Annotated in this window: 9 protein-coding genes and 1 pseudogene; 7 read left to right on the top strand and 3 right to left on the bottom strand. The window is 70.9% G+C overall.

Annotated features, from left to right (window positions below; genetic code table 11):
- Positions 1–15: 15 nt before the first annotated feature.
- Positions 16–999, bottom strand: coding sequence for an NAD-dependent epimerase/dehydratase family protein (locus tag ACFVGW_RS12210; RefSeq protein ID WP_385851895.1), 984 nt, complete (start codon positions 997–999; stop codon positions 16–18).
- Positions 996–1,622 carry a ScbR family autoregulator-binding transcription factor gene (locus tag ACFVGW_RS12205; RefSeq protein ID WP_352191113.1) on the bottom strand — a complete coding sequence of 209 codons (627 nt, stop codon included), beginning with the start codon at positions 1,620–1,622 and terminating at the stop codon, positions 996–998. The genes ACFVGW_RS12210 and ACFVGW_RS12205 overlap by 4 nt, the downstream gene beginning before the upstream one ends.
- 181 nt (positions 1,623–1,803) lie before the next feature.
- Between ACFVGW_RS12205 and ACFVGW_RS12200 the strand changes: the two genes are divergently transcribed.
- On the top strand, positions 1,804–2,691 hold the full coding sequence (locus ACFVGW_RS12200; protein WP_385851894.1) for a ScbA/BarX family gamma-butyrolactone biosynthesis protein: 888 nt from the start codon (positions 1,804–1,806) through the stop codon (positions 2,689–2,691).
- Positions 2,692–2,947: 256 nt separating this feature from the next.
- On the opposite strand, the gene ACFVGW_RS12195 is transcribed toward ACFVGW_RS12200, so the two are convergent.
- Positions 2,948–4,480 (bottom strand): MFS transporter, encoded by a 1,533-nt coding sequence (locus ACFVGW_RS12195; protein WP_385851893.1) that lies wholly within the window; start codon positions 4,478–4,480, stop codon positions 2,948–2,950.
- Positions 4,481–4,583: 103 nt separating this feature from the next.
- On the opposite strand from ACFVGW_RS12195, the gene ACFVGW_RS12190 reads away from it, so the two are divergent.
- From ACFVGW_RS12190 to ACFVGW_RS12165, 6 genes and pseudogenes are all read left to right on the top strand, one after another.
- Positions 4,584–5,444 carry a helix-turn-helix transcriptional regulator gene (locus ACFVGW_RS12190; protein WP_385851892.1) on the top strand — a complete coding sequence of 287 codons (861 nt, stop codon included), beginning with the start codon at positions 4,584–4,586 and terminating at the stop codon, positions 5,442–5,444.
- Positions 5,445–5,648: 204 nt separating this feature from the next.
- Positions 5,649–9,056: pseudogene (gene car, locus ACFVGW_RS12185) on the top strand (carboxylic acid reductase); the annotation flags it as partial.
- A gap of 118 nt (positions 9,057–9,174) precedes the next feature.
- Entirely contained in the window at positions 9,175–9,843 is a 669-nt protein-coding gene (locus tag ACFVGW_RS12180; RefSeq protein ID WP_385851891.1) for a 4'-phosphopantetheinyl transferase, read from the top strand.
- 263 nt (positions 9,844–10,106) lie between these two features.
- Positions 10,107–11,279 (top strand): 3-deoxy-7-phosphoheptulonate synthase, encoded by a 1,173-nt coding sequence (locus ACFVGW_RS12175; RefSeq protein WP_385851890.1) that lies wholly within the window; start codon positions 10,107–10,109, stop codon positions 11,277–11,279.
- 93 nt (positions 11,280–11,372) lie between these two features.
- The gene (locus ACFVGW_RS12170; RefSeq protein ID WP_385851889.1) at positions 11,373–12,029 is read left to right on the top strand and encodes an isochorismatase family protein; all 657 of its coding nucleotides are present in this window, start codon (positions 11,373–11,375) and stop codon (positions 12,027–12,029) included.
- 28 nt (positions 12,030–12,057) lie between these two features.
- Entirely contained in the window at positions 12,058–13,947 is a 1,890-nt protein-coding gene (locus ACFVGW_RS12165) for an anthranilate synthase family protein (protein WP_383295243.1), read from the top strand.
- Positions 13,948–14,053 lie beyond the last annotated feature (106 nt).

Below are 14,053 nucleotides of genomic sequence, written 5' to 3'. Positions count from 1 at the left end.
TGTCCTGCGCCCCCGCTACCGCGCCGCCCCCGCCACCCTCCGTTCGGCGAGGAAGGCGCGGTACCAGGGTGCCGCCGCCGTGAGGCGGGTCAGGGGGCCCGGGCCCGGGGGGCAGGGCGTCGTGTGCCAGATGTCCTCGGAGGCGTACCAGTGGTCCTGGGCGAGCAGCGAGAACTGACGCTCGCTCATACGGCCCGGTGTCTGCCGCAGCCGGTCGAGACAGGCCTCCCACGGCCAGTCCTCGTCGGCCGCGGGGAGGATGCCGAGGGCCGCCAGCTCCGCCATCAGGTCGCCGTTGGTGACGGGCCGGGGATGGCTCGCGTGGTGGATCCCGGGCGTCGGTGCTTCCGGCGCCGTCGCCAAGGTGGTGATCAGGCGCGCCAGGTCGTCCACGTCCACCAGCGACAGCAGCCCGCGGCCGCCGTCCCAGCGGGCCGGGACGCGTTCGAGCAGCTCCGCGAGGGCGGGGACCACCCAGCGGTCGCCCGCGCCCAGAACGAGCCCGGGGCGCAGGACGCATCCGCCGGCGGCCAGCACCGGCGCCTCGCCGGCCAGCCGGGTGCGGCTGGCGGGTGAGACCGGGGCGGGAGCGATCTCGTCCACCGCGATCCCGCGGTGCGGGCCCGGCCCGTAGACCGCGGCGGTGGACAGGTGGACGATACGGTCCACCCCCCAGTGGACGGCCTCGTCGACCAGGGCCGCCGTGCCCTCGACGTTGACCGCCGCGCACTGGGCCTCGTCGCCGGAGATCCGCGAGGCGAGGTGGATCAGTACGTCCGCCCCGCCCGCGGCCGCGCGGAGCGACTGCCGGTCCGTCAGGTCGACCGGGATCCAGGTCACCCCCGGCGGGGCGGAGGCGGGAGCGGTGGCCGAGCGGCCGAGGGCGCGGACCGAGAGCTCACGACCGGACTCGCGCGCGGACGCGGTCAGTCCGTGCAGGACCCGTGAGCCCACGAAGCCCGTCGCTCCGGTCAGTACGACCCGGAGGGGACGGCTCACGCGGCGCCCACCGTGTCGCCCTCGGGGATCCGCAGGCCGCTGATGACGGAGGCCGGCGCGAGGGCCGGCAGCAGACATCGCCACATGTCGGCGATCCGTCGGGGCAGGTCCGCGCGGCCGGTGGAGAGCTGCGACATGACCTGCGTACCGGTGTAGGCGGCGACCAGGAGCTGCGCGAACGCGGCCTCGTCCGCGCCGTCGAGCAGCTGGCCCTTCTGGCGGGCCACGACCAGCTCCTGGTGGAAGCGGTCGGCCCACCACTCGTAGATCGAGTACTCCTGCTTGCCCACCACCCCCTGCTCGACCGCGAGTCGGACGCCGGCCCGCAGCAGGGTGTTGCGCTGCATCTCGACCGCGAGATAGCCGGTCATGTCCAGGAGTTGCTGGAGACCGCCCTCCCCCTCGGGGAACTTCAGGTCCGCGGCCTGTTCGAGGATGACCGCGCGGGCCAGCCCCTCCTTCGACCGGAAGTGGAAGTACACGGCACCCGCCGTGACGCCCGCGCGCTCAAGGATCTTGGTGATGCTCGCGCCGAGGTACCCGGCTTCGTCGAACACTTCCGCTGCGGCCCGGAGCACCAGCTCCCGCGTGCGGATTGCCCGTTCCTGCCTGTGTTCCGCCACTGGCCCGTTACCTCGTATTACCTCGACAAAGAAAAAGAGTGACCACTATCTTATGTGAGCGGACAGTCGAGACACCAGTGCTCCGACCCCGCAAATGTTGTGGAACAGTCAGGGGAGAACTGTTGTGCTTCCGATAGACCTTGCGCGAGACCGGACGACCACCGGCCCCGTGCCTGTGCCGATGTCGTACACCCATAAGACGAATCCCGCCGAGGTGCTCCTCGCGAGCTGGCACCGGACAGGGGACGACACCTTCACCGTCACCGCCCGATGGCCGCGTGAGCACGCGTTCTACCTGACCCGGTTCGGACGGCACGACCCTCTCTTCCTGGCGGAGACGGTGCGCCAGACCCTGCCGTTGCTGTCGCACGGGGCGTACGACATCCCCTTCGGGCACCAGCTGCTCTGGAGGGACTTCGGGTGGGACGCCGATCCGGAGGCGCTGCGGGTCGAGGGGGGCGCCGACGCCGAGGTCGAACTCCACATCACGGCTTCGGACGTGAAGTACCGCAGGGGTCGGGCGACGGCCGTCACGCTCTCCGTCACGGCCGAGCGCGAGGGACGCCGACTGGCCGGCGCCCGCACCGGTTTCACGATCCAGGACCGGGCGGTCTACGAGCGGCTCCGTGGCCGGTACGCCGACATCGAGGGCGCGAACTCCCGGGTCCTGCCGCTGCCGCCGCCCTCGCCCACGCAGCAGGCCGGCCGCGACCGCTACCAGGACGTCGTGCTCTCGTGCACCGACGTCCCGCTCCGCTGGCAGCTGCGGACGGACACCTCGCACCCCGTCCTCTTCGACCACCCCGTCGACCACGCCCCGGGCATGCTGCTCCTGGAGGCCGCGCGCCAGGCCGCGCAGTCGGCGGCGCACCCGCGGCAGACGCTGGTCGTCGGCATGCAGTGCGACTTCAGCCGGTACGCCGAACTCGACGCCCCGTGCTGGGTCACGGCCAAGGCCCTGCCCCGCGACCTGGACGGGCGGCCTCGCATGCTGGTAACGGCGGAGCAGAACGACGAGGAGATCTTCACGTCGGTCGTCGCCCTGTACGAGGTGCCCGCGGACCGCTGACGGTACCGGCCTCTCTCGCTCGGTGGGCCCGGACGGCATCAGCCCGTCCGGGCCCTCAGTCATGGGCTCACGTGCCTGGTCGCCGGTCGCCGGCTCCCGCTCCACGAGGACGTGAGGAACCGGCACCTCGCGGCGCCACGACCGTGCCCCGGTCCGCAGGGGGGAGGCTGCGGACCGGGGCACGGCCGTTCTTGGGGTGCGCCTGGTGATCGTGGAACCGGCGGATGAGGGAGCCCGTACCGCCGGGCCCGGTGGTTCAGCGAGGCGTGCTCTCCACGCGGTCGGCCTTCTGCTCGAACGGGGCCTCGGCAACCGCCGTCGCGGGCTCGGCCTCGGTCTTCGGCAGCCAGCGAAGTGCCAGGACGCCCAGCGCGACGTGCAGGAAGCTCGCCACCGCCACGGCGGCGTGGAGGCCGGTGACGAAGGCCGACTTCGCGTCCGTGACCACCGCGGAGGCGAGCCCGGGCAGCTGGAGGGTCTCGTCGAGCGTGGGGGCGAGGTCGGGCCCCTGGAGCCGGAAGAGCAGCGCGGCGAGGGAGCCGATGAGCGCGATGCCGAGGGCGTTGCCGATCTCGTTGCTGGTCTCGGCGATCGCGCCGGCCGAACCGGCCCGCTCGGCCGGGACCGCACCGACCGCGGTGTCGGCGACGACGCTGAAGGAGATGCCGTATCCGAGGCCCGCGATGGACGTGGACGCGATGTACCAGCCGACGCCGCCGGTGATGGTGGTGGGGAGCAGGAAGAGCAGCCCGGCCGCGATGGAGAAGTGGCAGATGATGAGGATCGTCCGCTTGCCGATGCGGTCGACGAACATCGGCGTGACGACACAGGTGACGGTGAGGACCACGGCGCCGGGAAGCGCGAGGAGCGCCGCCTGCAGGACGGGAAGGTCCAGGACGGACTGGAGGTAGACGCCCGACAGGTAGGCGGCCGCCGACCATGCCGCGAGCGGCAGCAGTCCCGTGATGATCGCGACGGTGAAGACCCGGTCGCGGAAGAGGGAGAAGTCCATCAGCGGGTGGTCGAGGTGCCGCTGCCGGCGTACGAACAGGGCGAGCAGGACGATGCCGGCCAGTCCCACCAGGACGGAGAGCAGCGAGAACCCTTCGGCGGCCGCGTGCTTGAGGCCGTACACGAGGCCCAGGAGGCCGGCCGCGGAGGCCGCGACGCTGAAGGCGTCGATACGGCCGGGGCGGGTGGTGCTGACTTCACGCAGCAGGATGGGGGCGAAGATCAGGAAGAGGGCGATGACGGGCAGGTTGATGAGGAAGACCGAGCCCCACCAGAAGCGTTCCAGCAGGATGCCGCCCGCGACCGGGCCGATGGCGAAGCCCGCCGCGAAGGCCGCGGCGAAGATGCCGATGGCCTGCGCCCGCCGGCGCGGGTCGGTGAACAGCTCGCTCAGTACGGCCAGTGCCGACGGCAGCAGGGTCGCACCGGCGACACCCATCAGCGCGCGGGACGCGATGAGGAGCTCCGGGCTGGGCGCGAAGGCGGAGGCCGCGGACGCGAGGCCGAAGACGGTCGCTCCGATCATCAGCAGCTTCAGCCGGCCGTACCGGTCCCCGATGTTGCCGAACGCGATCAGCAGCGAGCCGACCGCGAAGCCGTAGATGTCCAGGGTCCACAGGGCCTGGTCGGCCGTGGGGGTGAGGTCCTGGCTGACCCGGGGCATCGCCAGGTACAGGATCGACCCGTCCATGGAGACCAGCAGGACGGGACCGAGTACGACCAGCAGTCCCAGCCACGCACGCAGGCCGGGTGAGTTGTGTGAGTGCTGTTCCGACATGACTCGACCGTCGGCCATGGCCATGTCCACAGCCACCCCCCTGCTGGGGGTACACCTGACAGGTATACCCAGCCGTGCGCGCGTTCGGCATACGCTGGCGGACGTGGAGAGCCTCGGAACGTTCCTGAAGAGCCGCCGTGACCGGGTCACCCCGGACGAGATCGGGCTGCGCACCCATGGCAACGGTCGCCGCGTTCCCGGGCTGCGGCGGGAAGAGCTCGCCCAGCTCGCCGGAGTGAGCGCCGGCTACTACACGCGGCTGGAACAGGGGCAGGCCGAGACGGCGTCGGAGCAGGTGCTCGACGCGCTCGCCCGGGCGCTGCAGCTCGACGCGACCGAGACGGTGCACCTGCACAACCTGGCGCGGCACTCGGCGACGCCGCGGCTCTCCGAGCCCCCGGCGGAGGAGCCCCACAAGCGTGTCCTCGCGCTCCTGGAGTCCCTGGGCGAGGCCACGCCGGCGATCGTCCTGGGGCGCCGTGGCGACGTGCTCGCGTGGAACCGCAGCGGGCACGCGCTTCTCGCGGAGCACATCGCCTTCGAGACGCCGGACGATCCGGAGCGTCGGCCGTCGATCCCCCGGATGTTCTTCCTCGATCCGGTCACGCGTGACCTGTACAGCAACTGGCACACGCTCGCCCGCGCCCATGTGGCGTACCTCCGGCTGACGGCCGGCCGCTACCCCACCGACGCGCGTCTGGCGGGGCTGATCGGCGAACTCACCATGCGCAGCGACGACTTCTCCGCCCTGTGGGCGAATCGGGACGTCGCGGACTGCACCACGGGAACCATGCACATACAGCACACGACCGTAGGTGCCGTGAGCGTGGACTACCAGGTCTGGTTGCAGCCCGACAGCCCCGACCACCGTCTTGAGGTCTACACGCCGAACGACGCGAGTTCGGCAGACGCCCTGCAGGTCCTGACCCACCAGAGCCAGAGCCAGAGTCTCGGGCGCGACTGAATTCGGCCGGGCGCCGGTGCCGTTCGGCATCGGCGCCTTTTCGCATGCCCGCAATTCCCTTTCCGGCAGGCGGCGGACCTGACATAGAAGTTCTTCGGCTTGGCCCGCCGCATGCCCGAGTCGGTAGCGTCGTGTCGCGAGCAGGGGTGGCGAATTCGATGATCCCTTTCCTCGCGATCAGGTCCGTACACGACGCGGAGACCAAAAATGCGACTTGCGCAAGTGATGGAAAACGTCATGGTCCGCCATGCCGATCGGCCTGCGATCGGTGAACGGGCCAGGGAATTCGTGCGGGACCCCGGGACCGGCCGTGTTTCGTACCGTCTTCTCCCCCGGTACGAGGAGACCAGTTTCGGCGAACTGTGGGCGCGGGTACGCGCGGTGGCGAACGCATGGCACGGGGACGCGCACCGTCCGCTGAAGCCGGGCGACCGCGTCGCCGTGCTCGGCTTCTCCAGCGGCGACTACACCGTCGTCGACCTGGCGTGCACGTACCTCGGGTTCGCCAACGTTCCGCTCCAGACCAGTTCGCCGGCGTCCCAGCAGGGGGCCATCGTCGACGAGACGGAGTCCCGTCTCGTCGCCGCGAGCGTCGAGCGCCTGGAGCGGGCGGTCGAGCTCGCCCTGGGGAGCCCGTCGGTCGAGCGGATCCTGGTGTTCGACTTCCACGAGGAGGTCAGCGACCACGCGGACGCGCTGGACGAGGCACGCGCCCGGCTGGAGAGCGCCGGCCGTTCCGTGCGCGTCGACTCCCTTCCCGAGGTGCTCCGCCGGGGCGCCGCTCTTCCCGACGCGCCGCTCTTCGTCCCGGCCGACGGCGACGACCCGCTGGCGATGCTCATCTACACCTCGGGCAGCACGGGAACGCCCAAGGGAGCCATGTACACCGACCGGCTGACCAGCGCGATGTGGGGCGGTGCGTGGTCGAAGCTCTTCTCCGAGGGCCAGACGGTCACCTTCAGCTACATGCCGATGAGCCATGTCGCCGGCCACTCCTCGCTGAAGAACACCCTGGCCCGGGGCGGCATCACGTACTTCACGGCCAGGAGCGATCTGTCGACCTTCTTCGAGGACATCGCGCTGGCGCGCCCGACGGAGCTCTCGCTGATACCGCGCATCTGCGAGCTGATCTTCCAGAAGTACCAGAGCGAGCTGGACCGCAGGAGCACGGCGGGCACCACCGACCGTGCCGCGCTCGAAGCCCGGGTCAAGGCGGACATGCGGGGGGAGCTGCTCGGCGGCCGGGTCGCCTGGGCCGGCTGTGCGTCCGCTCCGCTGTCCGCGGAGCTGACGACGTTCATGGAGTCGCTCCTCGGCATCGACCTGCACAACATCTACGGCTCGACCGAGGCCGCCGCCGTCTCCGTCGACGGCGAAATGCTGTCCCCGCCGGTCATCGACCACAAGCTGGTCGACGTTCCCGAACTCGGCTACTACCTCACCGATTCGCCGTATCCGCGCGGGGAGCTGCTGCTCAAGACCGACGCGCTGATTCCCGGCTATTACAACCACCCGGAGCTGACGGCCGAACTCCTCGACGAGGACGGCTTCTACAAGACCGGCGACATCGTCGCCGAGATCGCACCCGGGCGCCATTCCATCATCGACCGCCGAAAGAGCGTACTGAAGCTTTCTCAGGGCGAGTTCGTGGCGACCGCGCGCCTGGAGGCGATCTTCGCCTACAGCCCTCTGGTCCGTCAGATATTCGTGTACGGGAACAGTGAGCGGTCGTATCTCCTGGCGGTCGTCGTTCCTTCCGCGGACGCCCTCGCCCGTTTCGGCGATCGCACGGAGGAACTGCAGCAGCAGCTCAGCGATTCCTTCGTGAAGGTCGCGAAGGAGGAGGGGCTGAACTCCTACGAGATACCGCGCGAATTCCTCGTCGAGACCGAGCCGTTCAGCCAGGACAACGGTCTGCTCTCGGATCACCGCAAGCTGCTCCGTCCCCGCCTGCTGGAGCGGTACCGGGAGCGGCTCGAAGAGCTGTACGCGGACATCGCCGCGCGCGAGAACGAGCAGCTCCTCGACGTCCGCCGAGGAGCGGCGGACCGGCCCGTCCTGGAGACGCTCCAGCGTGCGGCGCAGGCGCTGCTGACGGGCTCGGGGGTCGAGGTGAGCCCCTCGGCGCACTTCAGGGACCTGGGTGGCGACTCGCTCACGGCGGTGGCGTTCTCCGACCTGCTCGACGACGTCTTCGAGGTCCGGGTCCCGGTGGACATGATCATCAGCGCGGCCACCGACCTCCAGCAGATGGCCGACCACATCGAGGCCAAGCGCGCGGCCGGGCTGGACCGGCCCGGCTTCGCCTCGGTGCACGGCCAGGGAAGCGTCGAGGTCCGGGCCTCCGACCTCACCCTGGACAGGTTCATCGACGAGGAGACGCTCGCCGGGGCGAAGCGGCTGGCTCCACCCGCCGAACCGCCCCGTACCGTCCTGCTGACGGGGGCGAGCGGATATCTCGGGCGCTTCCTCTCCATGGAGTGGCTGGAGCAGCTGGAGAAGACCGACGGGCGGCTGATCTGCCTCGTCCGCGGGAAGGACGTGGCGGCCGCCAGGAAGCGCTTCGAGGAGTCGTTCGCCGGCGGCGACGGGCAGCTGGCGCGGCGGTTCCAGGACCTGGCCGCCGACCATCTGGAGGTCGTGGCGGGCGACATGGCGGAGCCGCAGCTGGGCCTGGGCGACCGCACCTGGGAGAGGCTCACCGAGGAGGTGGACCTGATCGTCCACGCCGGCGCCCTCGTCAACCACGTGCTGCCGTACAACCACCTGTTCGAGGCCAACGTGGTGGGTACCGCCGAGCTGGTCCGCCTGGCGCTCACCGGACGGATGAAGCCGTTCACGTACATCTCCAGCGTGGCCGTCGCCACCTCCCAGAGCCCCGCTCTGGGCGAGGACCCCGACATCAGGCAGGCGCTCCCCGTCCAGCCGGTCGACGCGGGGTACGCGAGCGGCTACGCGACGAGCAAGTGGGCGGGCGAGGTCCTGCTGCGTGAGGCGCACGACCTGTGCGGTCTCCCGGTCACGGTGTTCCGGTCGAACATGATCCTCGCCCACAGCAGGTACGGCGGTCAGCTGAACGTCCCCGACATGTTCTCCCGCCTGCTCTTCAGCGTCCTCGCGACCGGTGTCGCACCCGCGTCCTTCTACCGCGCCGACGGTACGGAGAAGCGGCCGCGGGCTCACTACGACGGACTCCCGGTGGACTTCACCGCCGCGGCCGTCGTGTCGCTGGGTGGACAGGTCACCGGCGAGTACCGGACGTTCAGTCTGGTGAACCCGCACGACGACGGGATCTCGCTCGACACCTTCGTCGACTGGCTGGGCGAGTCGGGCCGTCGCATCGAGAGGATCGACGACTACGCGGACTGGCTGGACCGGTTCGAGACGGCCATGCGGGCGCTTCCCGAGGAGCAGCGGCAGCTTTCGTCGTTGCCGCTCATTCACGGATTCAAGGAACCGGAGACCGCTGTGCGTGGATCCGACATTCCCTCCGAGCGATTCCGTGCTGCCGTGCAGGCCGCCGAGGTCGGGGCCGACGCGGACATCCCGCACATCTCCCCGTCGCTCATCGAGAAATACGCCAGGGATCTGACGTCGCTCATGACCGGGTGAACCGACCGGTCACACGGTCCGACGGCCGGCACACACGCCGATTCGGCAGCAGCAGTCGATTTCCACGAAGACGTCCTGCCGAATCGGCGTGCCCTCGATCCACGGAACCGGGGTCGCGTTGATCGAAACTCTGCTGCCCTCGCGCATGGTTTCCGCCGAGAAATTCGAGGATGTCGCGGGGGGATTTCTCTTCCCTTCCGAGCGTCGGGTGATCGCCACGGCGGGCAGCGCGCGACGCCGTGAGTTCACCACCGTCCGGGCCTGCGCCCGCACGGCTCTCGGAGGCCTCGGCGTGCCCGCCGCACCGATCCTGCCCGATGCCGAGGGCGCTCCGCGGTGGCCGGACGGCGTCGTCGGGTCCATGACCCACTGCGCGGGATACCGCGCCGCTGCCGTGGCCCTGGCCTGCGATGCCGTGGCGGTCGGCATCGACGCCGAGCCCGATGCGCCGATCCCCACCCGCGGCGCCCGCGCGCTCGTCACCGTGGACGAGGAGCGCGCCCACATCGCGGAACTGGGTGGACGCCGGCCCGATGTCAGCTGGGACCGCCTGATCTTCAGCGCGAAGGAGAGCGTCTACAAGGCCTGGTATCCGCTGACCCGTCGCCGGCTGGAATTCGACCAGGTAATGATCACCTTGGCCCCCGAAGACGGCACGTTCTCCGCCCGTCTGCTCGTACCGGGACCCAGAATCGGCGCACGCAGGATCCGCGGATTCGCGGGCCGCTGGGCGCGGTTCCAGGGGATTCTCCTCACGGCCGTCGCCGTCGCCCCCGAGCGCACTTGACGTACTTCTCGGGCCGTCGTTGCACGGCCCGTTCCGTCGAGCCGATAGTGAATCTCGAACGATCGGTGCAAGCGCCGCAAGGAAGCGCGCGGCACTGTCCGGGATGGCTCATGGCCCGCCGGAATCCGCCTGTGAAGCGCTGAATACCGCGCCGTCCGGACGGGTCCGGCCGACGCACATCCATCCGTGCCCGTGCCCCACTGCGAATTTGACCACGTCCGCTCCTGCCCGGATTCGCTCCGGCATGCTCGCTGAGGGAATCGATGATCGACATTCTGTCCTACCTCCGGTCCATACCCGCGCTGCAGCAGCCCGACTGGGAAGGCCACGCCTCCCTGGAAGAGGTCCGTACGGATCTCGGGCGGATGCCCGCCCTCGTGGACGCCGAAGCCGTACGCCGTCTGCGCGCCCTGCTGATGGAGGCGGCCGCGGGACATCTCCAGGTGATCCAGACCGGCGACTGCGCCGAGGATCCCGCCGAGGCCACGCCCGAGGACGTCACGCGCAAGGCCGCGCTGCTCGACGTGCTGGCCGGGACGATGAAGCTCGCCTCGGGCAAGCCCGTCATCAGGGTGGGCAGGATCGCCGGGCAGTACGGCAAGCCCCGCTCCTCCCCGACCGAGACCGTCAACGGCAGCCAACTGCCCGTGTACCGCGGCCACATGGTCAACCGTCCGGAGCCGGACGCGGTACTGCGCCGGCCCGACCCCCGTCACCTGCTGAGCGGCTACCGGGCCGCGAGCGACACCATGCACTACCTCGGCTGGCGCGGCACCGCCACCCGGTCCGAACTCGACGTGCCCGTGTGGACCAGCCACGAGGCGCTGCTCCTCGACTACGAGCTTCCGCTGCTGCGCCGTGAGCCGGACGGCTCGCTGCTGCTGACGTCCACGCACTGGCCGTGGGTCGGCGAGCGCACCCGGCAGCTGGACGGCGCCCACATCGGGCTCCTGGCCGCGGTCTCCAATCCGGTCGCCGTCAAGGTGGGCCCGACCATGACGCCCGACCAGCTCCTCGCCCTGTGCGAGCGCCTGGACGCCCAGCGGCGTCCCGGCCGGCTGACGCTGATCGCGCGCATGGGCGCCGACAACGCCGGCGAGCGGCTGCCCGGGCTGGTCGAGGCCGTCGCCCGGGCCGGTCACCCGGTGCTCTGGCTGTCGGACCCGATGCACGGGAACACGGTCTCCAGCCCCGAGGGGCTCAAGACCCGCCTGGTGCGGACGGTCGTGCGCGAGGTGGAGAACTTCCAGGCCGCGGTGAGCCAGAACGGCGGTGTCGCGGCGGGCCTGCACCTGGAGACGACCCCGGACACCGTCACCGAGTGCGTCATGGACGAGCGGGGCCTCGACCGGCTCGGCGACAAGTACCTCAGCTTCTGCGACCCCCGCCTCAATCCGCAGCAGGCCATCGACGTCGTCTCCGCCTGGCGGGGCTGAACACGGCGCCGTACGACCGCGCGCCCCGACACATCCGTACCCGTAGACGGCGTCGCCACGCTCGGCGCCCACGAAGAGAGGACCGGCCGGCCCATGCCCGGTATCCCCCCGATCGAGCCCTATCCGATGCCCCAGGAGGGCGAGCTGCCGGAGAACACCGTCAGCTGGCCCGTGGACCCCCGGCGTGCCGTCCTGCTGCTCCACGACATGCAGGAGTACTTCCTCAGGCCGTTCCCGCGCACCGAGGCTCCCGGCGACGCCCTGGTCGGCAACACCGCGCTGCTGCGCGAGAGGTGCGCCGAGCTCGGCATCCCCATCGCGTACACGGCGCAGCCCGGCGGCATGACGCCCGAACAGCGCGGACTCCTGAAGGACTTCTGGGGGCCGGGGATGAAGCCCACGCCCGAGCACCGCAAGGTGGTCGAGCCCCTCGAACCGGGTCCCGGCGACTGGACGTTCACGAAGTGGCGCTACAGCGCCTTCTTCAAGTCCGACCTGCTGGAGCGGATGCGGTTCCACCAGCGCGACCAGCTGATCATCTGCGGTGTGTACGCGCACGTGGGCGTCCTGATGACGGCGGTCGAGGCCTTCACCAACGACATCAAGCCCTTCCTGGTCGCGGACGCCGTGGCCGACTTCTCGGCCGAACACCACCGGCTCGCCCTCGACTACGCGGCACAGCGCGCGGCCCGCGTCGTGTCCGCCAAGACCGTGCTGAGCGAACTCGACGCGGGCGGCGCGGCGCTCTGACCGCGCCCCACCGCCGAAAGGAATCCCCATGGCAAGGCAGGACAGCGCGCAGGACCTCCTGACACGCATCCTCGACGGCTCCGCCGGCGCGTTCGCACTGATGCACCGGCCCGAGACGGTGGACCCGGACACCCTGGAACTGCTGGCCGGCGACGTGACGGAGATCGCGTCGCTCGCCGACCTCGACCTCCCCTCGCAGGGCCACGACGGCACGGGCGCCCGTACGGAACTGCTCACCCTCATCCCGTACCGTCAGCTCGCCGAGCGGGGCTTCGCCGCTCCCGACGACGGCGCGCCGCTGCTGGCGATGGCGGTGCGCGAGCAGGCCTCGGTGCCGCTGCGCGCGACGCTCCCGCTGCTGCCGGACGAGCCGGTGAAGGTGACCGACGGCCACTTCGACGTCGACGACGAGGCCTACGCGGAGATCGTGCGCCGGGTCGTCGCGGACGAGATCGGCACCGGTGAGGGCGCCAACTTCGTGATGCGGCGCTCGTTCACGGCACGGCTGCCCGGGTTCGGACTGCCCGCGGCGCTGTCGTTCTTCCGCCGCCTGGTGCAGCGGGAGGCGGGGGCGTACTGGACGTTCCTCGTGCACACCGGCGAGCGGACGTTCGTGGGCGCCACTCCGGAGCGGCACATCAGCGTCCACGACGGCACGGCCGTGATGAACCCGATCAGCGGCACCTACCGCTACCCGGCGGCCGGCCCGGACCTCGACGGCGTCATGGAGTTCCTCGCCGATCCCAAGGAGGCCGACGAGCTGTACATGGTCGTCGACGAGGAGCTCAAGATGATGGCCCGGATCTGCCCGGAGGGCGGCCGGGTGGTGGGCCCCTATCTCAAGGAGATGGCGCGGCTGGCGCACACCGAGTACTTCATCGAGGGCCGGACCGACCGCGATGTGCGGGACATCCTGCGCGAGACGCTCTTCGCCCCGACCGTGACCGGCTCCCCGCTGGAGAGCGCCGCGCGGGTCATCAGCCGGTACGAGCCCCAGGGCCGGGGCTACTACAGCGGTGTGGCCGCCCTGATCGGCCGCGACGCCGCCGGTGGCCGCACCCTGGACTCGTCGATCCTGATCCGTACCGCCGACATCGACGACGAGGGCATGATGCGGATCGGGGTGGGCGCGACCCTGGTACGCCACTCCGACCCGGAGTCCGAGGTGCACGAGACCCGGGCCAAGGCGGCCGGGCTGCTCGCCGCGCTCGGCGACCCCGAGCCGATCCGGTTCGGTGCGCACCCCGCGGTCCGCGAGGCGCTCGACGAACGCAACGAGCGCATCGCCGACTTCTGGCTGCGGGACCAGGCGACGCGTGACGGCACGGGCGGTCCGCTGACCGGCCGCCGGGTGCTGGTGATCGACGCCGAGGACACCTTCACGGAGATGATCGCCCACCAGATCCGGTCGCTGGGCGGCGAGGTGAGCGTACGGCGCTTCGACGAGCGGTACTGCTTCGACGAGCACGAGCTGGTCGTGATGGGCCCCGGCCCCGGAGACCCGCGCGAGACGAACGACCCGAAGATCGCGCACCTGCGGTCCGCGGTGGCCCAGCTCCTGGAGGAGCGCAGGCCGTTCATGGCGGTCTGCCTCAGCCACCAGGTGCTCAGCACCCTGCTCGGCCTCGACCTGGTGCGCCGGCCGACGCCCAACCAGGGCGCACAGCACGAGATCGACCTCTTCGGCGCGCGGGAGCGGGTGGGGTTCTACAACACCTTCGCCGCGCACTCGGCGGGGGACGCGTTCGAGCACCCGGTGCACGGACGCGTCGAGGTCAGCCGTGACCCGGCGACGGGCGAGGTGCACGGTCTGCGGGCGGCGCGCTTCGTGTCCATGCAGTTCCACGCCGAGTCCGTACTGACCGTGGACGGGCCCCGGATCATCGGCGGACTCCTCGCGGAGGTGGCCGGCGGCTGACCGCGGGCGGCCTTCCGTACCTCGGCCGCACGGGGCGGGGGGGCCGTCGGAACGCCCGGGGTGTGCGGCGATCCCTCCCGGGCCGCCGCGCACGCGGCGGCCGTAA

Origin of the sequence: Streptomyces sp. NPDC127129 (assembly GCF_042671585.1) — a bacterium.
GTDB lineage: Bacteria > Actinomycetota > Actinomycetes > Streptomycetales > Streptomycetaceae > Streptomyces.
Note: the sequence above shows the minus strand (reverse complement) of the source record. Positions and strands in the feature narration are given on the sequence as shown.

Coding starts and splice junctions, on each gene's coding strand:
- ACFVGW_RS12200 (WP_385851894.1), top strand. CDS start 1,804: ATGTCGTACACCCATAAGACGAATCCCGCCGAGGTGCTCCTCGCGAGC.
- ACFVGW_RS12195 (WP_385851893.1), bottom strand. CDS start 4,480: ATGTCGGAACAGCACTCACACAACTCACCCGGCCTGCGTGCGTGGCTG.
- ACFVGW_RS12175 (WP_385851890.1), top strand. CDS start 10,107: ATGATCGACATTCTGTCCTACCTCCGGTCCATACCCGCGCTGCAGCAG.
- ACFVGW_RS12170 (WP_385851889.1), top strand. CDS start 11,373: ATGCCCGGTATCCCCCCGATCGAGCCCTATCCGATGCCCCAGGAGGGC.
- ACFVGW_RS12165 (WP_383295243.1), top strand. CDS start 12,058: ATGGCAAGGCAGGACAGCGCGCAGGACCTCCTGACACGCATCCTCGAC.